The following is a 24,710-nucleotide window of genomic DNA, read 5'->3' on the forward strand; positions in this document are numbered from 1 at the left end:
GCATACCGCGTACGGGCCTCCTGTCGGGAGGCGGGAGGGGCCGCGGCGCCACCGGGTGGCCGGACCCGACTTCCTCCTGTCGGTGGCAGATGGCAGGCTTGTCCCGTGACCGAGAATGACGCGAAGATCGATGCGCTCGTCCCCGCCTGGCTCACCCTTCCCGACATCGCCGACCATCTCGGCGTTGAGGTGACGCGTGTGCGGCAGCTAGTCAAGGAAGGCCAGCTCGTCGCCGTGCGCCGGGGGGAGAACCGCGCGCTGTACGTCCCCGCCGCCTTCATCGACGGGGACAAGGTCGTCAAGGGCCTGTCCGGGACCCTGACACTGCTGAGGGACGACGGCTTCACGGTCGAAGAGATGATCGAGTGGCTGTTCACCCCGGACCCGTCCCTGCCCGGCACCCCCGCGCAGGCCCTGAGCGAGAACCGCGGCACGGAGGTGAAGCGCCGCGCCCAGGCGCTGGCTGTCTGAGGATCCGCCGCCGGACGGCCCGAAGTGGGGGGCGCGGGGGTTGCCAGGGGCCGAGCCGCGAGCCCGGCAGGCTCACAGGGGAAAGCCCTGGCCGACCGCCCGTCCGGCGTAGGGGTCGGCCCTGGTTCCTTCCCGTACGGGCGGGCGCCCGATCCGTCCCCTACGGGCCCTACGGGCTGGCTCCCGCTCCTTCGGCGTACGGGTCGGCCCCGTTCCTCGGGGCGTGCGGGGTTCCCTGGGGCGTGCGGGTCGGCCCCGGATTCTTCCGCCGCGCCCGTACGCCCCGGCTCACCGGCTCCCGCACCGCCTCTCCAGCCGGTGCGGCGCCGCACCGCGTCGGCGCCGCACCGGCAACGCACCCGACGCGGCGCCGACGCCGCACCGATGACGCACTGACTCCGGGGGGAGCCCACCCATGCCCGATACCGCCGATACCGCCGACACCGACACCGCTGGCGCCCGCGCCGCCCGTACCGCTCGCGACCGGCTCGCCGACGCCCGCCTGTACCTGTGCACGGACGCCCGCACCCGCCAGGGCGACCTGCCCGAGTTCCTCGACGCGGTGCTGGCGGCCGGGGTCGACATCGTGCAGCTCCGCGACAAGGGCATGGAGGCGGCCGAGGAGCTGGAGCACCTGGAGGTGTTCGCCGACGCCTGCGCCCGGCACGGCAGGCTGCTCGCGGTCAACGACCGCGCGGACGTCGCCCACGCCGCCCGCGCCGACGTGCTGCACCTCGGCCAGGGCGATCTGCCCGTCTCCGCGGCGCGGGCGATCCTCGGCGACGACGTCCTGATCGGCCGCTCCACGCACGCCGAGCCGGAAGCCGCCGCGGCGGCGGTCCAGGAGGGCGCCGACTACTTCTGCACGGGCCCCTGCTGGCCCACTCCCACCAAGCCCGGCCGCCCCGCGCCCGGTCTGGAGCTGGTCCGGTACACCGCCTCCCTCGGCACCGACCGGCCCTGGTTCGCCATCGGGGGCGTCGACCTCGGCACCCTGGACGAGGTCCTGGACGCCGGCGCCCGGCGCGTCGTCGTGGTCCGGGCGATCACCGCGGCCGAGGACCCCGGGGCGGCCGCGGCGGAGTTCGCCGAGCGGCTGCGGCAGGCGGGATAGCCAGTGCGGCCAGTGCTGTGGCCGGTCGGGCGGCGAGCCCGGCATGTCCCTGACGAGACCGCAGCCCCCGTCCGTCCCCCAGTCCGTCCGCCGAGCCCGGCCGCCCGCCGAGCGGAGGACCCGCCGAACGAAAGACAGGGCCGAGCGGAGGGCCCGCCGAGCGGAGTACCCGCCGAACGGCGGCCGGGGCTGAACGGCATGCACGACGTCTCGCGGTGCGGACGCCCCCGGTGCCCGGACCCGGACTTTTCGCCCGCGCCCGTCCGAGGGGTGGACGAGAAGGCGGCAATTCAGGCGAATTCCCCGCGTTCGGTTGGGACACCGAGGGCCCCTGGATAACCTGCGAGTATGGCCCTCGGAACCGCATCCACCAGGACTGATCGCGCACGCACCGTGCGCGACATCCTCGCCGCAGGCAAGACGACGTACTCGTTCGAGTTCTCGGCGCCGAAGACCCCCAAGGGCGAGCGGAACCTGTGGAGCGCGCTGCGCAGGGTCGAGGCGGTGGCGCCGGACTTCGTCTCGGTGACCTACGGGGCGGGCGGTTCCACCCGCGCGGGCACGGTCAAGGAGACCGAGCAGATCGTCGCCGACACCACGCTCACCCCGGTCGCCCACCTCACCGCGGTCAATCACTCCGTCGCCGAACTGCGCAACATCATCGGGCAGTACGCCGACGCGGGCATCCGCAACATGCTCGCGGTGCGCGGCGACCCGCCCAGCGACCCGATGGGGGACTGGGTGGCGCACCCGCGCGGGCTGACCTACGCGGCGGAACTGGTCCGGCTCATCAAGGAGTCCGGCGACTTCTGCGTCGGCGTCGCGGCCTTCCCGGAGATGCACCCGCGCTCCACCGAGTGGGACACCGACGTGGCGCACTTCGTCGCCAAGTGCCGCGCGGGCGCCGACTACGCCGTCACGCAGATGTTCTTCCAGCCGGAGTCCTACCTGCGCCTGCGCGACCGGGTCGCCGCCGCGGGCTGCGAGACCCCGGTCATCCCCGAGGTCATGCCGGTCACCAGCGTCCGCATGCTGGAACGGCTGCCCCAGCTCAGCAACGCCGTGATCCCCGCCGCCCTGAAAGAGCGGATCCTCACAGCGAAGGACGATCCGGCGGCGGTACGCTCCCTGGGAATCGAGTTCGCCACGGAGTTCTGCGCGCGGCTGCTGGCCGAGGGGGTGCCCGGACTGCACTTCATCACGCTGAACAACTCCACGGCGACCCTGGAGATCTACGAGAACCTGGGTCTGCACCGAACACCGCGGGCCTAGACCGGCCGCACCCGTGTGCGACACACTGCGAAGCGTTCACTGGGAGAGGGGCGTACATGGGCTGGACGGTCCTCTACATCGCGTTCGGCGGCGTCGCACTGTGGCTGCTCGGCGAGGTGCTGCTCCAGTACAAGGCGCGGCTGCGCTGGCGGCTGCTCGCCTTCGGCGGCTTCCTGTGCGTGGTGCTCGGCGTGCTGATGCCGTCGGTGCTGGTCATCGGTCTGGGCGCGGCGGCGTTCGCCGTCGGGCAGACCTACGTCACGCTGTCCTTCCGCCGCGGCTTCGCGTCCGGCTGGGCCGTCCGGCACCCGGGCCCCGAGGAGGCCAAGAGCCGCCGCGGCCGGGCCGGGCGCAAGGACCGGGCCCCGGACCCCTCCGGCCGCGACGCGGCGGACGGCGCCCTCGACGCGGGCGACCACGGCGAGACGGCGGCCATGTCCGCCCTGCCGGCCCCGGACGGCACGGACTCCGCGGATGCCGCGAACGGCCTGCTGAGCGGCGACGGACTGCCGTACGGGCACGAGGACTACGACCACGACGACGTCTTCTCCCCGGCCCGGCCCCTGGCCTCCCCGAACGCCGTATACGAACCGCAGCCCCTGCCCGACGACACCGGTTCCTACGGCGTCTACGGCGACGGCGCCCACCGCGACCCGTACGCCGCCGCCCAGACGGCCGATCAAGGCTACGGCTACGACTACGCGGGCTACGGGCAGCAGAACTACGGCTACGACGCCACCGGCCAGCAGCACTACGCGGGTTACTCCGACCCGTACGCGAGCGTCCCCTCCTACGACGCCGCCGCCTCCTACGACCCCGCCGCCTACGGCGGGCAGCAGGGCTACGGCCAGCAGTACGCCGCCCCGGACCCGTACGCCGCGAGCGGCTACGGCGAGGGCGCGTGGGTCCCGCAGCAGCGCTCCGACGAGGGGCACGACGGGGCAGGCGGGCACGGCGGCGAACTCCCGCCCGAGCAGCCCCACCACCCCTACCAGGGCCACGGTCAGTCGCAGCACGGCGCGGACTACGACGAGCAGTACCGCTTCTGATCCGCGCGCCGGGCGCCCGGCACGCCGTCCGGCCGCCCGCTGTCCGCCGCCGGGCGACCGGGTCAAGCGACCGGGCCTGGCGGTCCGCCCACGGGCGGTCTCACTGCGAGCCGCGGAACTCCGGTCCCTCCACGATCAGTCCGGCCGCCAGGGCGCCCGACATCCCGGCGTGCGGCAGTCCGCCGCCCGGGTGCGACCATCCGCCGACCGTGAACAGCCCCGCCAGGGCCGTGGAGTTCGCCGGGTGCAGCAGCCGGCCTCCGGCCGCGGCCAGCGCCGGCGGCGGCACGGCACCGCCGGGCGCGCCCGTGGCGTCCGCGACGTCGGCCGGGGTGCGGACCTCGCGCCACAGCAGCCGGTCGCGCAGTCCGGGGACGGCCCGCCCGGCGGCCGCGATCATCCGGTCCGCCTGCGCGTCCAGCGCCGCCCGGTCCGCACCGCCCGCAGCGGCGGGCGCCGTGGCGGTCAGCACGACGGCCTCGTGATCGGGGTCCGGGACCAGCGCGGGGTCGTCGGGGCGCGACACCGCGACGGTGGGCCGCTCGGGCAGCCGGGGCGCCGCGCCGAACAGCGCGGCGAGTTCGCCCTCACGGTCCTCGGTGTGCACCACGGTCCGGTGGGCCGTGCCCTCCGGGCGTCCTCCGCGCAGCGCCAGCAGCACGGTCAGCCGGCTCGGCAGGCCCCGCTGCGGCGCCGCGTCCCCGTCCCCGCGCGGCGCCGTCCCCCCGGCCAGGCCGCTGAGCGCTTCCGGCGCCACCCCCGCGACCACGAAGTCCGCCTCGGCCACCGCGCCGTCCGCGAACTCCACACCGGTCGCCCGGCCGTCCCGCGCGACGATCCGGACGGCCTCGGCGCCGAAGACGAACCGCACCCGGCGGGCCGCGCATCGCTCGTACACGGCGCGCGCCAGCTCGCGCAGACCGCCGCGGACGTACCAGATCCCGAACGCGTGCTCCATGTACGGCAGCACCGCAGCGCTCGCCGGGGCGCCGCGGGGATCGAGGCCGTAGGCGAGCGCGTGACTCTCCAAGAGCGCGGCCAGGCGGGGGTCGCGCAGCTCCCAGGCGCCGACCTCGGCGAGCGTGCCCGCCCGCCGGGTGCGCAGCAGGCGCTTGTGCGGGACGGCCGGATAGGGCTCCCGCTCGCCCAGCACCCGCCAGTCGGGCCACAGCGGCTCCTCCAGGAGCGGCCGCCGGGTGCGGTCCCACGCTTCGCGCGCCCGGACCAGGAAGTCGCCCCAGCGCTGCCCGGCGCCCGCGCCGAGCGCTTCGTCCAGCGCCGCGACCGCTCCCGCGCGGGAGGCGTTCGGCAGCGCGACCTCGGCGCCGTCGGCGAACACGTGCCGGGCCGCCGGGTCGACCTGGACCAGGTCGACCACGTCCTCCAGCGGCTCCTTGCCGGTCTTCACGAACAGGTCGCGGTAGACGGCGGGCAGCGGCAGCACTCCGGGGCCGGTGTCGAAGGCGAAGCCGTCCCGCTCGAAGCGGCGCACCGCCCCGCCGTACGTCTCCGTCCGCTCGTACACCGTCACCCGGTGGCCCGCGACGGCCAGCCGGGCAGCCGCCGCCATCGCGCCCGTCCCGGCGCCGATCACCGCAATCCGTGCCATGCCGCGACTTTACCGAGCACCGCCGACAGAGCCCGCCGCGGGGCGGTGACCAGCGACTTCCCCGCCCGAGGGGGAGGCGCCGGGCAGCGCCGGGCGGGGCTGAGCACGGGTACCTAGGCGGACAGATGAGTACCTGAGCGGATGGGGTCCGGCCGGCGTCCGGGGGAGAGTGGAGCCGCGGGACGGGGCAGGGCGCCGGCACCGCCGACACGGGGCGGCGGAACGGCGCCGCCCTGGACCGCCCCGGCCGCTTCCCGCGCCGCCCGCTTTCCGCCCGTGCCGCTTCCCGCGCCGCCCGCGGCGCGCCTCAGCGGGTCCCGCTGACCCGGCCCTGAAGGAGCCGCGACAGCGCGGCGTGCACGTCGTCCAGGGAGCGCTCCGGCTGGAAGGACTTCCAGTCCAGAGCGGCCACCAGCACCATGCCCACCAGTGCGGCGGCGGTCAGCGGCACGTCGATCTCCTCGCTGAACTCCCCGGCCGCCACGCCCTCCCGCAGCACGCCCTCCACGACGGCGACCGCCTGCTGCCGGACCACCATCAGGGTGGACTGCCAGGCGCGGTTGGTGCGCCACAGCTCGGCCACGTAGAGCTGGGTGAAGGCCGGATAGCGGTCGATGAAGGCGAGACCGGCGCGGATCATCGCGTCCAAGGCGTCCACCCGGTCTCCGCCCGCCCGTTCGGTCTCCTCGGCCGCCTCCCGCAGGGACGCGGTGAGCAGGCCCACGCCGTGCCGCAGCAGCTCCTCGAAGAGGACTGACTTGCTCGCGAAGTTGTAGTACACGGTGCCCTTGGCGACTCCGGCCCGCTCGGCGATCTCGTCCACCGTGGTGGCGGAGAAGCCCTGTTCGGCGATGAGCGTGACGGCGGCCTCGTAGAGCTTCTGCCGGGTGGCCTCGCGACGGCTGCCGCCGCCCGGCGTGACGCTGCTGCTTTCCATGGCCCCGATTGTCACAGCAACGGGCGCCCCGCCGGGGACGCCGGGTCCGCCGGGAGACGCCGGCCGCCGGGTCACAGGGTCAGCTCCGGGTGCAGCCGGTCCAGCGTCCACACCTGCCGGCGCCGCGCCGACAGCGCGGTCAGCGCGAGCGCCGCCGCGGTGAAGCCGGCGAGCACCGCGCAGGCCAGCCAGACCGGGCCCAGACCGCCGCCCGTGATCAGCCTCCTGAGCGCGGCCACGACGTAGCTCATCGGCAGCAGGGGGTGCAGCGCGTTGAAGAAGCGGGGGCTGGTCTGCACCGGGTACGTGCCGCCCGCCGACGTCAACTGGAGCATGAGCAGCGCGAGGACGAGAATCCGTCCGGCCGGGCCGAACCGGGCGTTCAGCCACTGCACGATCGCCGCGAAGCACGCGGCCACCAGGAACAGGAAGGCGATCGTGCCGTCCGCGCGGGTCATCTCCAGGCCGATCGCCCAGTGCAGCACCGCCATCAGGGCCGCGGTCTGCGCTGCCCCGACCGCGACCACCGGCAGCCAGCCCGCCAGCGCGATCCGCCACGAAGGAGCGCCCATCGCGAGCGCGCGCCGGTTCATCGGCGCGATCAGCATGTACGCCACCATGGCGCCCACCCACAGCGACAGCGGGATGAAGTACGGGGCGAAGCCGGTGCCGTAGTTGGGCGCGTGATGCAGGTCCTGGGAGGCCAGCCGGACCGGGTCGGCCATGACGCCGGTGCGCTGGTCGCGGGCCTTCTCGTCGTAGTCCGGGATCTGCCCGGCGCCGCGGTGCAGCCCCCCGGCGAGCTTCCCGGAGCCGTCGACCAGCTTGTACAGGCCGCTGTGCAGGGCGTCGGCGCCCGTCGTGAGCTTGCCCAGGCCCTTGTCGAGGCCGGCCGCACCGGTCCTGGCCGTGCCGAGCCCGGTGTGCAGCTTCTTCGCGCCCGCGGCGACCTTCCCGGCGCCCTCGTTGAGCTTGTCGATCTTCCCGACGGCGTCGGCCAGATCCTCCGACAGGCGCGGCGCGCGCTCAGCGAGCCGCTCGGCCTGGTGCTGGAGAGCGGCGAGCTGAGCGTCGAGCTTCTTCAGGTCGCCGTGGCTGTCGGCGACGAGCGTGCTGACGTCGTCAGCGACCGCCGCCACGTCCGCGGCGGCTTCCTTGGCCTTCTTCAGATCGGGGCACGCGGGGTCGGGCAGCGGCGCCTGCTCGCCGCAGCGGCGGGCGTAGACGCCGTCCAGCAGACCGGAGGCCGTGCGGGCCCGCTCGGCGGCCTGCGGGGCCTGCCGGGCCAGCGTCGCGAGGTTGCGGCGGATCGCCTCGGCCGCGTCGGCGACCAGCCTGGCGGAGTCGCCGATCGCCTTCTCGTTGTGCTTGAGGAACGGGCCTGCCGTGGCGTCGACCGCGTCGGCCTTGTCAGCGAGGGTCTGCGTGCCGGCGGCGACCTGCCGCGAACCGGTCTCCAGCTCGCCCGCTCCCGCATCGAGCCGTTGGAGGCCCTTGGACAGCTTGCCGCTGCCCTTCTCGGCCTCCGCCAGTCCGTCGGCCAGCTCCTTGGAGCCCTTCTCCGCCTTGTCGATGCCGCCGTGCAGCCGGTCGGCGCCCTTCGCGGCCTCGACCGTCTGCCCGTGGATGTCGGAGAACGAGACGAAGATCCGGTCCAGGAAGGACCGCGACGTCTTGGCCGACGCGGCCGCGCGCACCTCGTTGAACACGGTCTTGGAGATCTGGCCGACGATGTAGTTGTCCGCGTCGTTCGTCCGGACCTGGAGCGCGCCGGTCTCGGGGGAGTCGCCCGAACTGGAGGCGATGCGCCTGCTGAAGTCCGCGGGCACGGTCAGGGACAGGTAGTAGGAGCCGTCCTCCACGCCCCGGCGGGCCTCCTCGGCGCTCACCCGGCGCCAGTCGAACACCTTGCTCTTCACCAGCTCCTCGGTGAGGTCGTCGCCCGCCGTGATCCGCCGGCCGCCGGCCGTCGCCCCGAGGTCGTCGTCCACCAGCGCCACGGGGACGCGGTCCAAGCGGCCGTACGGGTCCCAGAACGACCACAGGTACAGCGCGCCGTAGAGCAGCGGCAGCACCAGCAGCGCGACGAGCGCGGCCCGCGGCAGCGCGCCGCGGCCGAAGCGCCTCAACTCAAGAGCGGCCAGTCTCGGCGCGCGCATCGGCCGCCTCCTTCGGGGGGTTGCGTCGGGTCGCGGGGGCGGGGGTCGGGTCGGTGGCGGGGGCGGGGGCGGTCCACGGGGTGGGGTTCGGGTCGGTGGCGGCGGACGGCGGCGGGGCGGCGGTCGGTTCGGTGCCGGGGGTGCCAGGGGTGGTGCCAGCGCTGCTGGGAGTGCCGGGGGTGCTGGGGGTGGTGCCAGCGGTGCTGGGGGTGCGACTGCCGGGGGCGCGGGGTGCGTCGTCGGGGGTCTCCTGGGGCCGCCGAGCGCCGGTCGCCTCGTTTGTGGGCTCACCGGCCTCGTCGGACTCACCTGCCGCGCCGACCGCACCGGCGCCGTCGGCCGCCGTCGTGTCCGTCGCGGCGGGGCGGGTGCGCGTCCGCCGGGGCGCGGTGGAGACGGTCACGGCGTCCCCGGGCGCCTCGCCGCACACCGCGAGCACGGTCGTCCCCGCCTGGGCGAGGGATCTCAACAGCGCCCAGATCTCGTCCCGTTCGGAGGCCGAAAGCTTGAAGTCGGCGTCGTCGACGGCGAGCAGCCGCGGCCCGGACATCAACGCCAGGGCGACGGAGAGGCGCAGCGCCTCGACGCGCTCCAGATCGCGCACCGCGGTACGGGCGCCTTTGGGCAGCGCGCCGCGGTCCAGTCCGGCCGCGTCCAGGGCGGTGCCGAGCAGCCGCTCCCGCTCCGCCCGCCGCCGCGCGGGCGAGCGCGGCAGAAGGCCGGGACCAGAGCCGAACCGGTGTGTCAGCAGGGCCCGTTCGCGCAGGTGCTCGCCGACCGTGAGGGCCGGTTCGAGGTCGGTGACCCCGGCGACGTTGGCGAGCGCGCACACCCGGCGCAGGGCGGACATGCGGCGCGGAGGCTTGAGGCCGCCCATGTCGGCCACCCCCTCGGTGGGCCGCATCCGCCCGGTGAGCGCCAGCAACAGGCACGTGCGGCCGGACCCGGACGGGCCCGTGACCGCGATCAGCGCCCCGGGTTCCGCTTCGAGGTCCACGTCGCGGAACGCCCACCCCCGGGGCCCGCGCAGTCCTAAGCCGCGAACCGTGAGGGGGAGGCCGTGCGCCTGGTCCCCCGAGCTGTCCTGCGGGTCGTCCACGGATCCCCTTCCGCCGGACCATGAGGCGAACTTTTGAACTGACTGGTCAGTCCAAAAGTACCTCTTTCCTTGCAGGCGCGGCAAAACCGCAGGTCAGAGTGGATTGTCAGTGGCCTGCCCCACCATGGACACAGACGGCACCTGTGCCGTCACCCAGACGACAGGAGGTTCGTCATGGCCCACTCGTCCGCAGCCGCCGCCCGTCGGCGCCGCGCAGCCGGCCCTGCCCCCTCACTGACCGGCCCAGCGGGCGACGTGCATCCCGTGCTCCGCCGGGCCACGGCGCCGCCCGCCGCCCTCGACCTGCTCGCCCAGGCCCGCGCGGGACTCGACGAGGCCACCGTCCTCCAGACGCCGAACGAGCGCTACGCCACGGCTCACCTCGCCGCCCTGCGCACCGCCGCGGCCGTGCTCGCCGCGCGGGGGCGCCCCGAGACCACGCCCCGGCGCCGGGCCCGGATCCGCAGCGCCTGGGAGGTGCTTCCCGAGATCGCGCCCGAACTGACCGAGTGGAGCGCGCTGTTCGCCTCCGGCGCCCGCCGCCGCGCTCGGGCCGAGGCCGGGATACAGGGCGCGGCCAGCCGCCGGGACGCCGACGACCTGATACGGGACGTGGGGATGTTCCTGCGCATCGTCGAGCGGACCCTGGTCCTCGAACCGGTGCTGCCCCAGCCCCGCGAGGACGCGGACGAGGCCGGCTCCGCCCGCCCGGGACGCGCCGCCCGGGGAGGGATGCCCGACGCGGGCTGAGCGCGCCCTGAGCCGGCGCCGACGGCCGGGCGCGCCCGCGTCGGGCTGCGGGCGGACGCGCCCGGGGAGGCAATAGGGTGGAGGCGCCTGAAGCCCTCCCACCTCCGCTGTTCGGTGCGGGGAGGCAGCCCGATCGCCCCGCCGCGCCAGAGGCGGCGCCGCCTCGAGGAGTCAAAGCCGTGTCGGACCCGATGCGCCCGCCCGTCTCCCCCCGCCCCGCTCCACCGGCCTCGCTGCGCTCCGACCCCTCCCGGTCGCGGGCCTCCGTCCGCACTGCCGTGGTCTGGGAGGTGCTGCGGGGCGCCCTGGACCAGCGGGTCGAGGCCACGGGCAGGGAGTCGCTGGACGTCCTCGACACCGGTGGCGGCAGCGGCAACTTCGCCGTGCCCGTCGCCCGTCTCGGCCACCGGGTCACCGTCGTCGACCCCAGCCCCGACGCGCTGTTCGCGCTGGAGCGCCGGGCCGCCGAGGCCGGGGCCGCCGACCAGGTCCGGGGCGTGCAGGGCGATGTGCACGGGCTGTTCGACGTGGTCGAGCGCGACGCCTACGACGCCGTGCTCTGCCACGGGGTCCTGGAGTACGTCGACGACCCGGCCGAGGGCGTGCGCAACGCGGTGGCCGCCCTGCGCCCCGGGGGAGTGCTCAGCCTGCTCGCCGCCGGTCTCGGGGGCGCCGTGCTCGCCCGTGCCCTGGCCGGGCACTTCACGGAGGCCCGGCGCGCGCTCGGCGACCCCGACGGCCGCTGGGGCGAGGGCGACCCGATGCCGCGCCGCTTCACCGTCGAGCAGCTCGCCGCGCTCGTCGAGGACGCCGGGCTGAGGGTCGGCGCGGTGCACGGCGTCCGGGTCTTCGCGGACTTGGTGCCCGGCGTGCTGGTGGACACCGAGCCGGCGGCGCTGGACGCCCTGCGGAAGCTGGAGGCGACGGCCGCCGAGCTGCCCGCGTTCCACTCCGTGGCCACCCAGCTCCACGTGCTCGGCGAGACCCGACCGGCCGACGCGGGCTGAGCCGCGCCGCCGGGGGCCGAACCGGGCCGCGGCGAGCGCGGTCACGCCCTGGCGCCGGACGGTCATGGAGTGCGCCACAGGCCCCCCGTTCCCGGGCCGTGCGCCGTATGATCGGGAGAGACCGACCGGCATGACGGGTCGGCCGCCGGGGAATGGAAGCCTGAGCGAGCCGGGCCGCCGTGGCGGAAACGGTTGGCCAATTGGCGCAGAGGGGCGGGTTTCACGGGGGCGATTCCCTGCCTATCCTGAAGGGACCCCCCGGGTCGCCCCGGCGACTGCACGATGAGGAGGACTCCGTGCCGCTCTCGGAGCACGAGCAGCGCATGCTCGAGCAGATGGAGCGAGCGCTGTACGCCGAAGATCCCAAGTTCGCGTCAGCGCTCGAGGGAAGCGGGCTGCGTACGTACACCCGGCGGCGGGTCTACCAGGCGGTCGCGGGCTTCCTCGTCGGTATCGCGCTCCTCATGGCGGGCGTCATCGTCCCTTACTACTGGGTGAGCGTCGTGGGCTTCCTGGTCATGCTGGGATGCGCCCTGCTGGCCGTGACCGGCTGGCGCAAGGCCCCCAAGCCGGGCGAGCGCCCCGTGGGCGGCCCGCACGGCCGCGGTCAGGCCCGCCCGAAGCGCTCCATGATGGACCGCATCGAGCAGCGCTGGCAGCGCCGCCGCGACGAGCAGGGACGCTGACTCCGAGCGGCACTCCAAACCTTGCCGAGGGGCCGACCACCAAGGGTGGTCGGCCCCTTCGGCCGTCTCCGCTCGCCTGGCCCTCGGCCGTCTCCGCTCGCCGGTTCCCGGCTGTCGCCGCCCGCCGGTTCCCGGCTGTCGCCGCCCGCCGGGCCCTTGGCCGTCGCCGCCCGCCGGGCCCTTGGCCGTCTCCGCCCGCCGGGCTCCTTCGGCTCTCGCCGCTCGCCAGGACCAGTTCGGTTTTCGCCGGGTGCCGGCCCTCCAGCCGTCTTCGCGCGCCGGGCCCTTCGGCCGTCGCCGCGCGCCGGGCCCGCGCCCTTCTCTGCCGACCGGCACCGCGCCGCTTCCCTTGCCTCCGGCCCCCTGCCTGGTCCTCTCTCTCGGACCCCGCGCCTGGTCCCTTGTTTCGGGCCGCGTGCTGCGCCGCATGTCCCTGGTCGGGCGTTTGGTCCCTTGCTTCGAGCCGCGTGCTGCGCCGCATGTCCCTGGTCCGGCGCATGGTCCCCTGCCTCGGGCCGCGTGCTGCGCCTCGTGCCTCCGGCCTTGCGCCAGGTGCCTCGCCTTCGGCCCCCCGCCGCGCCCCTGCCTTCGGCCCCGCGCCGCCCACCGTGCCTCCGGGTCGCGTGCGGGGGCGGCGGTGGTCGCCGCGCGGTGCCGTGGAACGTTCCTCAGCCGCGCTGACCCGGGGCCCCGCGCGGCGCCGGGCGTAGGGCGGAGGCTTGGGACCTCACCTGGGCCCAGCGGTCCGCGGCCGTCCAGGCCAGCCGCGCCGCCGAGCGCGGAGCGAGGGCGGCCCGCAGTCTCGTGCGGCGGGAGGCCGTGCCGCGCAGGCCGGTGAGGACGCGGCGCACGTCCTCGGCCAGCCCGGCCGCCGGACGCGGTCGCGGCGCGTACAGCACCTGCTCCACCGCGCCGGCCAGCCGGTGCGCCGCGGCGGCCGCCTCCGCGTCGAGCCGCCCGAGCCGGACGACCCGCTCGGCCGCCCGGCGCGGCGTCCGCGACTCGTCCGGCGCGATCCCGAAGTCCCAGGCGGTGTCGGTCAACTCCCGCCATAACGCCAGGACGTGGGCGGCCGTGTCGGCCTCCCCGCGCTCCCCGCGCTCCCCGCGCCCGCGCGCGCCGAGCCGGATCGCACGCGTCCGCCTACGCCACAGGAACGGGGCGAGGAGGAGGGCGACGGCCGCCGGTGCGGCCAGCGCCCAGAGCGCGACCGCGTGCCAGCGCGGGCCCCCGCCGCCGTGCGGCAGGACCGTCGGCGCCGACGGGGTCGGGCACTCCCGGAGCCGCTTCATCTGCGGCGGGCAGTCCGTGCTCGCCGAGGGGGCGGCGGACGGCGCCGCGCTCGCCGCGGAGGAGGGGAGCGCGGGATTAGGCAGGGTCGCGCCCGGTGAGTCCGAGCGGGTGTACGAGGGCGCGGCGCCCCGCGTCGGCGTCGGCTCGAAGCGGGTCCAGCCGATGCCCTCGAAGTACAGTTCCGGCCACGCGTGCGCGTCCTTCAGGCCCACCGCGATCGTGCCGTCCCCCTGCGGCGCGCCGGGCGCGAAGCCGACCGCGACCCGGGCGGGGATGCCGAGCGTGCGCGCCATCGCGGCCATCGCGAAGGAGAAGTGCACGCAGAAGCCCCGCTTGTCCCGCAGGAACCGGGTGATCGCGTCCTTGTCGGTGCCCACCTCCACCTGGGTGTCGTAGCGGAAACCGCCGTCGAGGGCGAACCAGTCCTGGAGCCTGACCGCCTGCTCGTAGTGGTTCGCCGCCCCCTGGGTGACCTTCTGCGCGGTGGCCGCCACGGTCTTGGGCAGCGAGCCGGGCACCTCGGTGTACTCCCGCTTCAGAGCCGCCGGCGGCTCTGGCGCGGCGGCGAGCTGCTCCGCGGACGGCTGCACCTCCAGGCTCCTGACCAGGTACGTCAGCCCGTGCGTGTTCTGGCCGCGGTCGCCGGCCACGGTCATGCCCACGGGTTCGTAGCGCCAGTCGCCCTTGACCTGGACGCGGCTCGGGGGATACGGCATGGGCAGCCAGTCCTGGGCGTACCAGTCGGCCGCCGAGATCAACGTCGTGATCTCCGAGCGCCGTACGTCGCCGCTCAGTCCGGCCGGGGTGGGGAAGTCGTCGGGCAGGGCCGTCCTGGCACGCTGGGAGGGCCGCCAGGACGTGCCGTCGAAGCGGTCCAGAGACGCTATCCGCACGTACAGGTCCGAGGAGTCGGCCGCGTTGGTGCGCATGCTCAGGACCGTGCGGTCCTCGGCGACGTTCAGACTGTCGCGCAGCGCGACCAGCGGGTTCACCGCCGAGACGCCGCTGCCGTCCCCGACGCCCGGACCGACGCCGCTCCCCGCGGCGTCCAGCAGTCCGCCCCGCATGCTCGGCAGCAGGAGCGGGACGACGAGGGCGACGCCCAGCGCCAGCGCGCCGATCCGCCGTCCGGCGCGCACCGGCGCCGTCGCGCCGCCGGACCCCCCGCCGCCCGGACGGGACGCCCCGCTGAACACACGGCCCCACTGCGACAGCCGGTCCCGCCCCTCGGCCAGCAGCAGCATCAGATAGCCGGCCGCCGCGATCAGGAAGTACAGCCAGTCCGCGCCGCCGGCGGACAGCCCCGCGGCCACGGAGTACAGGGCGAGCAGGGGCAGACCGGCGGGGGCGGCGCTGCGCAGGGTCACCGCCAGCGTCTCCACGACCAGCCCGATCACCAGGACGCCGCCGACGAGCATCAGCCGGATGCCGTCCGTCAGCGGCGCCGGTATCGCGTACCGCGAGACGTCGTCCGCTCCCTGCTGGAGCAGCGCGGTCAACTGCCCGAAGGCGTCCGGGCCGGGAAGCAGCCCGCCCAGGGCCTGACCGCGGGCGAAGACCAGCGTCAGCAGGACCAGCCCGACCAGGGCCTGCACGGCCACGACGAGCGGCCGGGCCAACGGCGCCCGGCGGACCGCCGCCCCCGCTCCCGACTGCACCGCCAGCAGCAGCGCCGCCTGCACGATCCAGCCCGAGGAGGAGACCAGCGGCAGCAGCGCGCACGCCGTCATCAGCGTGGCCGACGCGGCGCACAGCGTCATCCTGCTCCGCCCGCTCACGTTCGCCCCTCTCCCAGCGCGGCCCCGCCGACCGCCCCACCGAGCCCGGCCCCGCCCAGCCCCGTATCGCCGAGCCCAGCCCCGCCGCGACCCGCCTGACCGAGCCCAGCCCCGCCTAGCCCATGCCCGCCGAGCCCGGCCCCGCCGCGCGTCGCCCCGCCGACTCCCGCCGCGCTCGCGACGCCGTCACCGGCCCCCCACGCGCCGAACGCCCCCGCGGCCGGAGCGCTTCCGCCGACGCCGCCGCTGCCGCCCTCGCGCTCCGCCTGGCGCCACACCTCGCCCAGCGCGGCGCCCCGGGGGACGCGCACGACCGTCCAGCCCGCCTCGCGCAGCAGCCGGAGCCGCTCCCGCGCGTCCTGCGCGGCGGAGGCGCCGGCCGGCTCCCGCAGCCATTCGCCGCTGTCCAGCACGAACGCCACCGCCGCGCCGCCGCGCCGCCGCATCCTGGCGACTACCGCAGTCTGCGCCTCGTCGAGATCGCCGAGGAAGGCCACCAGCAGCCCGTCGCCGTCGCGCAGCGCGTCACCGGCGCGGGACAGCCCCGCCCCGTCCGAGTGGTCGATCACGGCGAGGGCGTCCATCAGCAGCCCGGCGGTGTCCGCCGCATCCTGCCCCGCCCCGGTGAACCCGCCGGACTCCTCGCCCGGCGCCGAGCTGCCGGTGTCCGTCAGCAGCCGCACCGAGAACCCCCGCTCCAGCAGGTGTGCGAGCACCGACGCGGCGCCGGACACGGCCCACTCGAAGGCCGAGTCCGGGCCCGCGCCCTGGAAAGCGACGGCCCGGGTGTCCAGCAGCACCGTGCAGCGCGGGCGCTGCGGCTGCTCCTCGCGGCGCACCATCAACTCGCCGTAGCGCGCGGTGGAGCGCCAGTGCACGCGGCGCAGGTCGTCGCCATGGCGGTACTCGCGCGGGATCACGTCGTCGTCGCCCGCCAGCGCCAGCGAGCGCTGGCGCCCCTCGCCGTACCCCCCGGCCGCGCCGCTCAGCCGGACCGGCGGCAGCGGCTCCACGCGCGGGACGACGGTCAGAGTGTCGTGCGCCGAGAACGAGCGGGTCAGCTCGCACATCCCGAACGGGTCGGTCAGGCGCAGTCGCAGGGGGCCCAGCGGATAGCGGCCCCGCAGGTCGGAGCGGACCCGGTAGGACACCTCGCGGCGGCCGCCGGGCTCCACCCGGTCGAGCACGAAGCGGGGCCGCGGACCGAGCACGTAGGGCACCTGGTCCTCCAGCATCAGCAGGCCCGTGGGCAGCCGGGAGACGTTGTCCATCCGCAGCCGCACCCGGGCCTCGCCGCCGGCGGGCACGCGGGCGGGGGAGAGGAGGCGGTCGCCGGCGACCCGGTGGCGGGTGCGGGAGAGCACGGTCGCGCAGGCCGACGGCAGGAAGGCGAGCAGCAGCCCGACCCGCAGCAGGTCGGGCTGGCCGAGGACGTACGCGCAGACGGCGGCGGCGACCCCGGCGGCCAGGAAGGAGCGCCCGCGGGTGGTGAGACCGGCCAGCGCGGCGCGCACGCCGTCCCGCGCGTCGCCGGCGTCCTCCACACCCCTTAAGCCACTCGCGGCCCGCAGGCCACTCGCGTCCCCCAAGCCGCCACCCGCGCCTCGCGAGCCACCCACACTCCCCAAGCCACCCGCGCCGCGCGAGCCACCCACACCCCCCAAGCCACTCGCGCCCCGCGAACCCCGTGGGCCCGCCGCCCCCGCCTCGCCCATCACAGCCTCCGCGGCAGCGGCCGGCCGAACTCGGGCGCGCTGCGGCCGAGGCCCCCGCCGCCCTGCGCGGACTCCCCGGGCACCGGCGTGAGCCGCAGGATCTCCTGGACGACCTGCTCCGCCGTACGCCGGTTGAGCTGGGCCTGCGCGGTAGGCAGCAGCCGGTGCGCGAGGACGGCCACGGCCAGCGCCTGCACGTCGTCCGGCAGCGCGTAGTCCCGGCCGTCGAGGGCGGCGGACGCCTTCGCCGCGCGCAGCAGATGCAGCGTCGCACGCGGCGACGCGCCGAGTCTGAGGTCCGGGTGGACGCGGGTGGCGGCGACCAGGTCCACCGCGTAGCGCCGCACGCCCTTGGCGGCGTGCACACCGCGCACGGCCTCGATCAGCTTGAGCACCTCATGCGCGTGGGCCACCGGCTGCATGAAGTCCAGGGGGCTCGGCCCGCTGTGCACGTCCAGCATCTGGAGTTCGGCCTCCGGGCTCGGGTAGCCGATGGAGACCCGGGCCATGAAGCGGTCGCGCTGCGCCTCGGGCAGCGGGTAGGTGCCCTCCATCTCGACCGGGTTCTGCGTGGCCACCACCATGAAGGGGCTGGGCAGTTCGTAGGTCTGCCCGTCGACGGTGACCTGGCGCTCCTCCAGGGACTCCAGGAGCGCCGACTGCGTCTTGGGCGACGCCCGGTTGATCTCGTCGCCGATCACGATCTGCGCGAAGACGGCGCCCGGCTTGAACTCGAAGTCCCGGCGCTGCTGGTCCCAGATGGACACGCCGGTGATGTCCGACGGCAGCAGGTCGGGCGTGAACTGGATGCGCCGCACCGAGCAGTCGATGGACCGCGCCAGCGCCTTGGCGAGCATCGTCTTGCCCACTCCGGGGACGTCCTCGATGAGGAGATGCCCCTCGGCGAGCAGCACGGTCAGCGAGAGCCGTACGACCTCGGGCTTGCCCTCGATCACTCCCTCCACCGAACCGCGGATCCGCTCCACGGTGGCGGTCAGATCAGTGAGGCTCGCTCGATCCTCATAGGTCGTCACCCGGCCCTCCTCGGCCCTTCCCCGCGCTCCCGCGGGAGCGGGGGATTCCCCTGGCTTTCCGGACCGGCGCCCCTGCTGAGCGGACCGGCCCACCGCGAACGCGGACCACGCGGGGCAGGCCCCGCGTGGATCCACACCCCGTATTCTTGCCGCCCCCGCCGATCCGTGTCACCGCCTGTGGACAACTGGTCGCGATCTCGCCCCCGCCGCAGGTGACGGCGGCGGGCGACGGGGCGGCCCGACCGCGGGGCGTCCGCGCCGGCGGCCCGGGATCGGGCGGGGCCGATCTCGCCGGACGCCCGGGATCAGGCGGGGTCGATCTCGCGCAGTCGGCCGGTGTGGACGTCGAAGACGAAACCGCGCACGTCATCGGTGGCCAACAGGAACGGCGAGGTCCGCACCCGTTGCAGGGACTGCCGCACGTCCTGGTCGACGTCTGCGAACGACTCCACGGCCCAGGAGGGGCGCTGACCGACCTCCCTCTCCAGCTCGTTGCGGAAGTCCTCGGTGAGGGTCTCCAGGCCGCACTGCGTGTGGTGCACGAGCACGACGCTGCGGGTGCCGAGCGCCCGCTGGCTGATGGCGAGGGAGCGGATCACGTCGTCGGTGACCACGCCGCCCGCGTTGCGCAGGGTGTGGCAGTCGCCGAGCCGCAGGCCGAGCGCGGCGGGCAGGTCGATGCGGGCGTCCATGCAGGCCACGACGGCCACCTGGCGTGCGGGCCGGGCGTCCATCGCCAGGTCGGTGAACGCGTCGGCGTACGCCGCGTTCGCCTGCACGACGGCGTCTGTGACACCGACGCCACCGACGGCGCCAACGGTGCGGTCGGCGCTGACCGTGCGGTCGGCGCCGGGGCCGCCGCCGGCCGGGGCGCCCGGCACTGCGTCTATGGCGTCTTCGGAGCCGGCGGGAACTGATGCGAAAGTCGTCATACTCATGACGTTAATGGTCGGCCGCGTTCCGGTCCTGCCCTGGGATGAGGACAAAGGAGCCCACCCCGGCGTGTTGTGACCGACTCCACACGTACGGCGGATCGCCCGCCCGCTGGGTCCTTCGGGTGAAACCGCCCGGCGCGACGTGTCGTCGTCACTGAGCCGAACGACGCGCAGGCCGGTTGATTGACCGGGCGACACGGTGGACTAAAGTGACGCGAAGCGGGAGGCGCGGCCGTCCCCGCTGGACAGCACTTCCCCAGGCCCCGGCACACCCGATCGGCCTCCCCGCGTGCGCGCCGCGTACGTACGGCCCGGCCTCCACCCGCTCCCGGTCGGCCGGCGCCTCCGGCGCCGGCAGGTCCTCTCGCCCGCGAGCGGTCGGGGACCCGGCGGTGCGGACGAGGCGCGCCGGATCTGAGAGGGCCCCTTGCGCAACAGCCGACACGTCCCCGTGATGCTCCAGCGGTGCCTGGATCTGCTGGCGCCCGCCCTGGAGCGGCCCGGAGCGGTGGTCGTCGACTGCACCCTCGGCCTGGGCGGCCACAGCGAAGCGCTGCTCACCCGGTTCCCCGAGGCCCGGCTCGTCGCCCTCGACCGCGACAAGGAGGCGCTGCGCCTGTCCGGCGAGCGCCTCGCGCCGTTCGGCGACCGGGCCGTCCTGGTGCACGCCGTCTACGACGAACTGCCCGACGTGCTGCGCCGACTGGGCGTCCCGCGGGTGCGGGGCGTGCTGTTCGACCTCGGCGTCTCCTCCATGCAGCTCGACGAGGCCGACCGCGGCTTCGCCTACGCCCAGGACGCGCCCCTGGACATGCGCATGGACCAGTCCACCGGCGTCAGCGCCGCCGAGGTCCTCAACACCTATGCGCCCGGCGAACTGGTGCGCGTCCTGCGGGCCTACGGCGAGGAGAAGCAGGCCAAGCGGATCGTGTCCGCGATCGTGCGCGAGCGCGAGAAGGCGCCGTTCACCGGCAGCGCCCGGCTGGTGGAGCTGATCCGCGACGCCCTGCCGCAGGCCGTCAAGCGCACCGGCGGCAACCCGGCCAAGCGCACCTTCCAGGCGCTGCGCATCGAGGTCAACGGCGAACTCGCGGTGCTGGAGCGGGCGGTCCCGGCCGCCGTGAAGGCGCTCGACGTCGGCGGGCGGATCGCCGTACTGTCGTACCAGTCTCTCGAAGACCGCCTGGTCAAGCAGGTGTTCGCGGCCGGTGCGACCTCCACCGCGCCTCCCGGGCTCCCGGTGGTCCCCGAGCGCTACCAGCCCCGGCTCAAGCTGCTGACGCGCGGCGCCGAACTTCCCACCGAGGAAGAGATCGCCGAGAACCGGCGCGCGGCGCCCGCCCGGCTGCGCGGGGCCGAGCGCATCAGGGAGGACGCCGAGTGAGCCAGGGGGCCCCGTGAGCAGGAAACCCGAACCGCCCGCACTGAGGGGGCGGGCGGCGCGGCTGGCGCGGCTCCTGCCGTCCAAGGGGCCGCAGGCCGCCCGCACCCCGTTCGTCCTGCTCGTCGTGCTGCTCCTGGGCGGCGGCCTCATCGGGCTCCTGGTGCTGAACTCCGCGCTCAGCGAAGGCGCGTTCCAGCGGGACGACCTCCAGAAGGACACCAAGAACCTCACCGACGAGGAGCAGGCCCTCCAGCGGGACATCGACTCCTACTCCGCGCCCGACGCGCTCGAACGCCGCGCCCGGCGCCTGGGCATGGTCCCGGGCGGCGACCCGGTCTTCCTCGGCCCGGACGGCGCCGTGCGGGGCGTGCCGTCGCCCGCCGCCGCCGACCAGTCCGCCGCCGACCAGTCCCCGGTCCACGGCGACCCGGCGGCGGTCCTGCCGCCCGAGGCGCTCACCGCCGCCCAGGCCCCCGGCGGCGCTCAAGCCCCTGGCGGCGCTCAGGCCCCCGCCGCCCCCGCGGCCGGTCACACCGCCCCGGCCGCCGCCCGCACACCGGCGGCGACGGCCCCCCGCGCCGCGGCCACGGCGCCGACCGCTGCCCCCACCGGCGCGGCCCGTACCGCCGCGCCCCCCGGCCCGGCCGCCGCCGCGAAGACCCCCCAGCCCGCCACACCCCCGACCCCCGGCAGGTGACGGAAGTGACCGACAGGGAACCGCCGCGCCGCCGCGTGCCCGGACCCGCCCGGCCGGACCGCCCCGGCGGCGCCCGGCAGCGCCCCGGGCCCGCCCCGAGGCCGTCCCGCGGCCCGCACGCCTCCCGGCGGCCGCAGCCGCCCGCGCGCGTGCTGCACCTGGGCAGCCCCCGCCCCCGGCTGCGCCTGGTCGGCCTCGCCCTCACCCTGGTGATGCTCGCCTTCGTGGTCCGGCTGCTCCAGGTGCAGGCCGTGGACGCCAGCGCCTACGCGGCCAAGGCCGACGAGAACCGTTACGTCGTCCACACCCTCACCGCCGCCCGCGGCGGCATCACCGACCGCAACGGCGTCGCCCTCGCCGCCAGCGTGGACGCCGAGGACATCACCGCCGACCCGACCATGTTCACCCGCCGGCAGCTCAAGGTCGGCGACGGCCCCCAGCAGGCCGCCGCGCTGCTCGCCCCCATCCTCGGTCTGGACCAGGACGGCCTCGCCGCGAAGCTCGCCGCCCGCGACACCCGGTACGTGCTGCTCGCCCGCCGGCAGACCCCGCAGGTCTGGAAGCAGATCAAGGATCTGAAGGCCGCGCTCACCCAGAAGAGCCAGACCGACAAGACCGCGGTCAACGTGCTCGCGGGCGTCTTCTCCGAGCCCAGCAGCAAGCGGGTGTACCCGGGCGGCGACCTGGCCGCCGGGATACTGGGCTGGGTCAACTCCGAGGGCCGGGGCGGCGGCGGCATCGAGCAGCAGCTCGACAAGCAGCTCTCCGGCACGCCCGGCAAGATCCGCTACGCCCAGTCCGGCGGCCGCGAGGTGCCGACGGCGGGCTCGGCCGAGACGCCCGCGGTGCCCGGCTCCGACGTAGAGCTGACCATCGACCGCGACATCCAGTGGGCCGCCCAGAACGCCATCGCCGAGCAGGTGCGCAAGTCGGCCGCCGACCGCGGCTACGTCGTCGTCCAGGACACCCGGACCGGCCAGATCCTGGCCATGGCGAACTCGCCGGGCTTCGACCCCAACGACCTCTCCCACGCCGACCCGGCCGCGCTGGGCAACGCCGCGGTCCAGGACGCCTACGAGCCCGGCTCCACCGCCAAGCTCATGTCCATGGCGGCCGTCCTCGAACGGCACGCGGCCACCCCGCTCACCCACGTCGTCGTCCCCAACCGGCTGCACCGCGGCGACCGGCTCTTCCAGGACGACGTCGACCACGGCACCTGGTACCTCACCCTCAACGGCGTGCTCGCCAAGTCCAGCAACATCGGCACCATCCTGGCCACCGGCCAGCTCGGCAAGACGCAGCCGGAGGCCAACCAGGTCCTCTACTCCTACCTGCGCAAGTTCGGGATCGGCGCCTACACCGGCATCGGCTTCCCCGGCGAGACCCGGGGCATCCTCGCGCCCGCCGCCGCCTGGTCGACCTCCCAGCAGTACACGATCCCGTTCGGCCAGGGCTTCTCCATCAACGCCCTCCAGGCGGCCTCCATCTACTCCACGATCGCCAACGACGGGGTGCGGATCCAGCCGACCCTGGTGCGCGGCGCCAAGGGCGCCGACGGCCGCTTCAGGGCCGCCCCGAAGCCCGAGACGACCCGCGTGGTGAGCGCCCAGACGGCCCGGGAACTCGCCCAGATGCTGGAATCCGTCGTGGACGACGAGCAGGGCACCGGCCTGATGGCGCGCATCCCCGGCTACCGCGTCGCGGGCAAGACGGGCACCGCCAACCGGGTCGATCCGGCCACCGGCAGATACCACGGCTACACGTCCTCCTTCGCCGGCTTCGCACCGGCCGACAGCCCCCGCGTCACCGTCTACTGCGCCATCCAGAACGCCACCAAGGGCAGTTACTTCGGCGGCCAGATCTGCGGCCCCGTCTACAAGCAGGTCATGGAGTTCGCGCTGAAGACGCTCCAGGCGCCGCCCACCGGGAGAGCGGCCGCCAAGCTCCCCGTCGACTTCAAGCCCTGAACCCCGCCCGCCGCCGGGACGCACGCCCCGTGCCACCGGACGCCACCGGATCAGAACATCAGGAAACAGCCCGTGACGACGATCACCCCCGACCCCGGGAACCGCCCCCCGCCGCGTCGCCCGCAGCCGCCCTCGCTTCGCCCGCGGCCCGCCGCGCCCGGTACGCTCACCGCCGTGCCACACGCTGATCAGTCCCCCACCACTCAGAAGGGCGCTTCCGTGACATACCCGGGGCCGCCGAGACCGGACCAGGTCTGCGCCACATCCCTCGCGGAGCTGGCCGATCAGCTCGGCGCCGAGCGGCCCGGCGGCGCCGCCGAGGTCACGGGCATCACCCACGACTCGCGCGCCGTGCGCCCCGGCGACCTGTACGCCGCCCTGCCCGGCGCCCGCGCGCACGGCGCCGACTTCGTCCCCCAGGCGGCGAGCCTCGGCGCGGCCGCCGTGCTGACCGACCCGGCCGGCGCCGAGCGCGCCGCCGCCAGCGGCCTGCCGGTCCTGGTGACCGAGGACCCGCGCGGCTCGATGGGCGAGCTGGCGGCGACCGTCTACGGCCACCCGGGCCCCGACCTGCTCCAGATCGGCATCACCGGCACGTCCGGCAAGACCACCACCGCCTACCTCGTCGAGGGCGGCCTGAAGACCGCGCGGTCCACCGGGCTGATCGGCACGGTGGAGACGCGCATCGGCGAGGAGCGCGTCAAGTCCGAGCGCACCACGCCCGAAGCCACCGACCTCCAGGCCCTCTTCGCGGTGATGCGCGAACGCGGCGTCGAGGCGGTCGCCATGGAGGTCTCCAGCCACGCGCTGGTCCTCGGCCGGGTCGACGGCTGCGTCTTCGACGTCGCCGTCTTCACCAACCTCAGCCCGGAGCACATGGAGTTCCACTCCGGGATGGAGGACTACTTCCAGGCCAAGGCGCGGCTCTTCACGCCCGAGCGCAGCCGGCTGGGCGTGGTCAACTACGACGACGAGTACGGCCGCAGGCTCGCCCGCGAGGCCGCCGTCCCGGTGGTCACCTACTCCGCCGAGGGGCGCCCCGACGCCGACTGGCGCGCCGAGAACGTCGAAGTCGGCACGCTGGACTCGACGTTCACCGTGACAGGCCCCGACGGGCAGCGGATCGCCGCCAGGTCGCCGCTGCCGGGCCCGTTCAACGTCGCCAACACCCTCGCCGCCGTCGTGGCGCTGGCCGCCGCCGGGCTCGACCCGCAGACCGCCGCCGACGGCGTCGCCGCGGTGCCGGGCGTGCCGGGCCGCCTGGAGCGCGTCGACGCCGGGCAGCCCTACCTCGCCGTCGTCGACTACGCGCACAAGACGGACGCCGTCGAGTCCGTGCTCAAGGCCCTGCGCAAGGTCACCAAGGGCCGGCTGCACATCGTGCTCGGCTGCGGCGGCGACCGCGACCGCACCAAGCGCGAGCCGATGGGCGCCGCCGCGGCGCGGTTCGCCGACACCGCCGTGCTGACCTCCGACAACCCCCGCTCCGAGGACCCGCTCGCGATCCTCGCCGCCATGCTCCAGGGCGCGGCCTCGGTGCCGGCGCACGAGCGCGCGGAGGTGCTCCTGTTCGAGGAGCGCGCCGCCGCCGTCGCCGCCGCCGTGGAGCGCGCGCGGCCCGGCGACACCGTGCTCGTCGCGGGCAAGGGCCACGAGCAGGGCCAGGACATCGCCGGCGTGATCCGTCCGTTCGACGACCGCCAGATCCTTCGCGAAGCCATCCGGAACACCCAGGGATGAAAATCCAGAAGACC

At 75.4% G+C, this 24,710-nt stretch carries 19 protein-coding genes; 11 read left to right on the forward strand and 8 right to left on the reverse strand.

Features of this window, described 5'->3' with window-relative positions; all coding sequences use genetic code 11:
* Positions 1 to 105 precede the first annotated feature (105 nt).
* The 4 genes from ABZ861_RS03260 (at position 106) to ABZ861_RS03275 (ending at position 3,906) form a co-directional block, all read left to right on the forward strand.
* Complete coding sequence (locus ABZ861_RS03260; RefSeq protein ID WP_361622810.1) at positions 106 to 471, forward strand: Rv2175c family DNA-binding protein; 366 nt, start codon at positions 106 to 108, stop codon at positions 469 to 471.
* A gap of 415 nt (positions 472 to 886) precedes the next feature.
* Complete coding sequence (gene thiE, locus ABZ861_RS03265) at positions 887 to 1,585, forward strand: thiamine phosphate synthase (protein WP_361622813.1); 699 nt, start codon at positions 887 to 889, stop codon at positions 1,583 to 1,585.
* A 348-nt stretch (positions 1,586 to 1,933) separates the two neighbouring features.
* Positions 1,934 to 2,857, forward strand: a complete 924-nt coding sequence (gene metF, locus ABZ861_RS03270; RefSeq protein ID WP_361622816.1) for a methylenetetrahydrofolate reductase [NAD(P)H] — start codon at positions 1,934 to 1,936, stop codon at positions 2,855 to 2,857.
* A 56-nt stretch (positions 2,858 to 2,913) separates the two neighbouring features.
* Complete coding sequence (locus ABZ861_RS03275; RefSeq protein WP_361622819.1) at positions 2,914 to 3,906, forward strand: hypothetical protein; 993 nt, start codon at positions 2,914 to 2,916, stop codon at positions 3,904 to 3,906.
* A gap of 100 nt (positions 3,907 to 4,006) precedes the next feature.
* Here the strand turns inward: ABZ861_RS03275 and ABZ861_RS03280 are convergent, their stop codons facing one another.
* The 4 genes from ABZ861_RS03280 to ABZ861_RS03295 form a co-directional block, all read right to left on the reverse strand.
* Positions 4,007 to 5,515 (reverse strand): NAD(P)/FAD-dependent oxidoreductase, encoded by a 1,509-nt coding sequence (locus tag ABZ861_RS03280; RefSeq protein WP_361622822.1) that lies wholly within the window; start codon positions 5,513 to 5,515, stop codon positions 4,007 to 4,009.
* A gap of 307 nt (positions 5,516 to 5,822) precedes the next feature.
* Complete coding sequence (locus ABZ861_RS03285; protein WP_361622825.1) at positions 5,823 to 6,452, reverse strand: TetR/AcrR family transcriptional regulator; 630 nt, start codon at positions 6,450 to 6,452, stop codon at positions 5,823 to 5,825.
* Between the two features lie 71 nt (positions 6,453 to 6,523).
* Complete coding sequence (locus ABZ861_RS03290; RefSeq protein WP_361622828.1) at positions 6,524 to 8,611, reverse strand: YhgE/Pip domain-containing protein; 2,088 nt, start codon at positions 8,609 to 8,611, stop codon at positions 6,524 to 6,526.
* Positions 8,583 to 9,710, reverse strand: a complete 1,128-nt coding sequence (locus ABZ861_RS03295; protein WP_361622831.1) for an ATP-binding cassette domain-containing protein — start codon at positions 9,708 to 9,710, stop codon at positions 8,583 to 8,585. Before ABZ861_RS03295 ends, ABZ861_RS03290 begins: the two co-directional genes overlap by 29 nt.
* Before the next feature lie 174 nt (positions 9,711 to 9,884).
* On the opposite strand from ABZ861_RS03295, the gene ABZ861_RS03300 reads away from it, so the two are divergent.
* The 3 genes from ABZ861_RS03300 to ABZ861_RS03310 all read left to right on the forward strand — a co-directional run bounded on the left by ABZ861_RS03300 (position 9,885) and on the right by ABZ861_RS03310 (position 12,153).
* Entirely contained in the window at positions 9,885 to 10,460 is a 576-nt protein-coding gene (locus tag ABZ861_RS03300) for an SAV_6107 family HEPN domain-containing protein (protein ID WP_361622834.1), read from the forward strand.
* Between the two features lie 179 nt (positions 10,461 to 10,639).
* On the forward strand, positions 10,640 to 11,467 hold the full coding sequence (locus ABZ861_RS03305; RefSeq protein WP_361622837.1) for a methyltransferase: 828 nt from the start codon (positions 10,640 to 10,642) through the stop codon (positions 11,465 to 11,467).
* A gap of 296 nt (positions 11,468 to 11,763) precedes the next feature.
* Positions 11,764 to 12,153: a DUF3040 domain-containing protein gene (locus tag ABZ861_RS03310; protein WP_361622840.1), complete on the forward strand. Its 390-nt coding sequence runs from the start codon at positions 11,764 to 11,766 to the stop codon at positions 12,151 to 12,153.
* 668 nt (positions 12,154 to 12,821) lie between these two features.
* On the opposite strand, the gene ABZ861_RS03315 is transcribed toward ABZ861_RS03310, so the two are convergent.
* The 4 genes from ABZ861_RS03315 to ABZ861_RS03330 all read right to left on the reverse strand — a co-directional run bounded on the left by ABZ861_RS03315 (position 12,822) and on the right by ABZ861_RS03330 (position 18,911).
* Positions 12,822 to 15,206 carry a DUF3488 and transglutaminase-like domain-containing protein gene (locus tag ABZ861_RS03315; RefSeq protein ID WP_361622843.1) on the reverse strand — a complete coding sequence of 795 codons (2,385 nt, stop codon included), beginning with the start codon at positions 15,204 to 15,206 and terminating at the stop codon, positions 12,822 to 12,824.
* A 14-nt stretch (positions 15,207 to 15,220) separates the two neighbouring features.
* Positions 15,221 to 16,795, reverse strand: coding sequence for a DUF58 domain-containing protein (locus ABZ861_RS03320; RefSeq protein WP_361623613.1), 1,575 nt, complete (start codon positions 16,793 to 16,795; stop codon positions 15,221 to 15,223).
* A 143-nt stretch (positions 16,796 to 16,938) separates the two neighbouring features.
* A complete protein-coding gene (locus ABZ861_RS03325; RefSeq protein WP_361622846.1) occupies positions 16,939 to 17,973 on the reverse strand; it encodes a MoxR family ATPase in 1,035 nt (344 codons plus the stop codon).
* 305 nt (positions 17,974 to 18,278) lie between these two features.
* The gene (locus tag ABZ861_RS03330) at positions 18,279 to 18,911 is read right to left on the reverse strand and encodes a carbonic anhydrase (RefSeq protein WP_361622849.1); all 633 of its coding nucleotides are present in this window, start codon (positions 18,909 to 18,911) and stop codon (positions 18,279 to 18,281) included.
* 424 nt (positions 18,912 to 19,335) lie between these two features.
* Here ABZ861_RS03330 and rsmH point away from each other — a divergent pair, with 424 nt between their 5' ends.
* The 4 genes from rsmH to ABZ861_RS03350 all read left to right on the forward strand — a co-directional run bounded on the left by rsmH (position 19,336) and on the right by ABZ861_RS03350 (position 24,696).
* Positions 19,336 to 20,292, forward strand: coding sequence for a 16S rRNA (cytosine(1402)-N(4))-methyltransferase RsmH (gene rsmH / locus ABZ861_RS03335; protein ID WP_361622852.1), 957 nt, complete (start codon positions 19,336 to 19,338; stop codon positions 20,290 to 20,292).
* Positions 20,293 to 20,305: 13 nt separating this feature from the next.
* Complete coding sequence (locus ABZ861_RS03340; protein ID WP_361622855.1) at positions 20,306 to 20,989, forward strand: septum formation initiator family protein; 684 nt, start codon at positions 20,306 to 20,308, stop codon at positions 20,987 to 20,989.
* Between the two features lie 5 nt (positions 20,990 to 20,994).
* On the forward strand, positions 20,995 to 22,956 hold the full coding sequence (locus tag ABZ861_RS03345) for a penicillin-binding transpeptidase domain-containing protein (RefSeq protein ID WP_361622858.1): 1,962 nt from the start codon (positions 20,995 to 20,997) through the stop codon (positions 22,954 to 22,956).
* Positions 22,957 to 23,028: 72 nt separating this feature from the next.
* Positions 23,029 to 24,696, forward strand: a complete 1,668-nt coding sequence (locus tag ABZ861_RS03350; protein WP_361622861.1) for a UDP-N-acetylmuramoyl-L-alanyl-D-glutamate--2,6-diaminopimelate ligase — start codon at positions 23,029 to 23,031, stop codon at positions 24,694 to 24,696.
* Positions 24,697 to 24,710: the final 14 nt, after the last annotated feature.

This window comes from Streptomyces sp. NPDC046985, assembly GCF_040644415.1.
Taxonomy (GTDB): Bacteria; Actinomycetota; Actinomycetes; order Streptomycetales; family Streptomycetaceae; genus Streptomyces.

What these genes read in the sequence shown, in the direction of transcription:
- ABZ861_RS03285 (WP_361622825.1), bottom strand. Translation starts at nt 6,452, where the DNA reads ATGGAAAGCAGCAGCGTCACGCCGGGCGGCGGCAGCCGTCGCGAGGCC.
- metF (WP_361622816.1), top strand. Translation starts at nt 1,934, where the DNA reads ATGGCCCTCGGAACCGCATCCACCAGGACTGATCGCGCACGCACCGTG.
- ABZ861_RS03280 (WP_361622822.1), bottom strand. Translation starts at nt 5,515, where the DNA reads ATGGCACGGATTGCGGTGATCGGCGCCGGGACGGGCGCGATGGCGGCG.
- ABZ861_RS03290 (WP_361622828.1), bottom strand. Translation starts at nt 8,611, where the DNA reads ATGCGCGCGCCGAGACTGGCCGCTCTTGAGTTGAGGCGCTTCGGCCGC.
- ABZ861_RS03275 (WP_361622819.1), top strand. Translation starts at nt 2,914, where the DNA reads ATGGGCTGGACGGTCCTCTACATCGCGTTCGGCGGCGTCGCACTGTGG.
- ABZ861_RS03330 (WP_361622849.1), bottom strand. Translation starts at nt 18,911, where the DNA reads ATGAGTATGACGACTTTCGCATCAGTTCCCGCCGGCTCCGAAGACGCC.
- ABZ861_RS03315 (WP_361622843.1), bottom strand. Translation starts at nt 15,206, where the DNA reads ATGACGCTGTGCGCCGCGTCGGCCACGCTGATGACGGCGTGCGCGCTG.
- thiE (WP_361622813.1), top strand. Translation starts at nt 887, where the DNA reads ATGCCCGATACCGCCGATACCGCCGACACCGACACCGCTGGCGCCCGC.
- ABZ861_RS03300 (WP_361622834.1), top strand. Translation starts at nt 9,885, where the DNA reads ATGGCCCACTCGTCCGCAGCCGCCGCCCGTCGGCGCCGCGCAGCCGGC.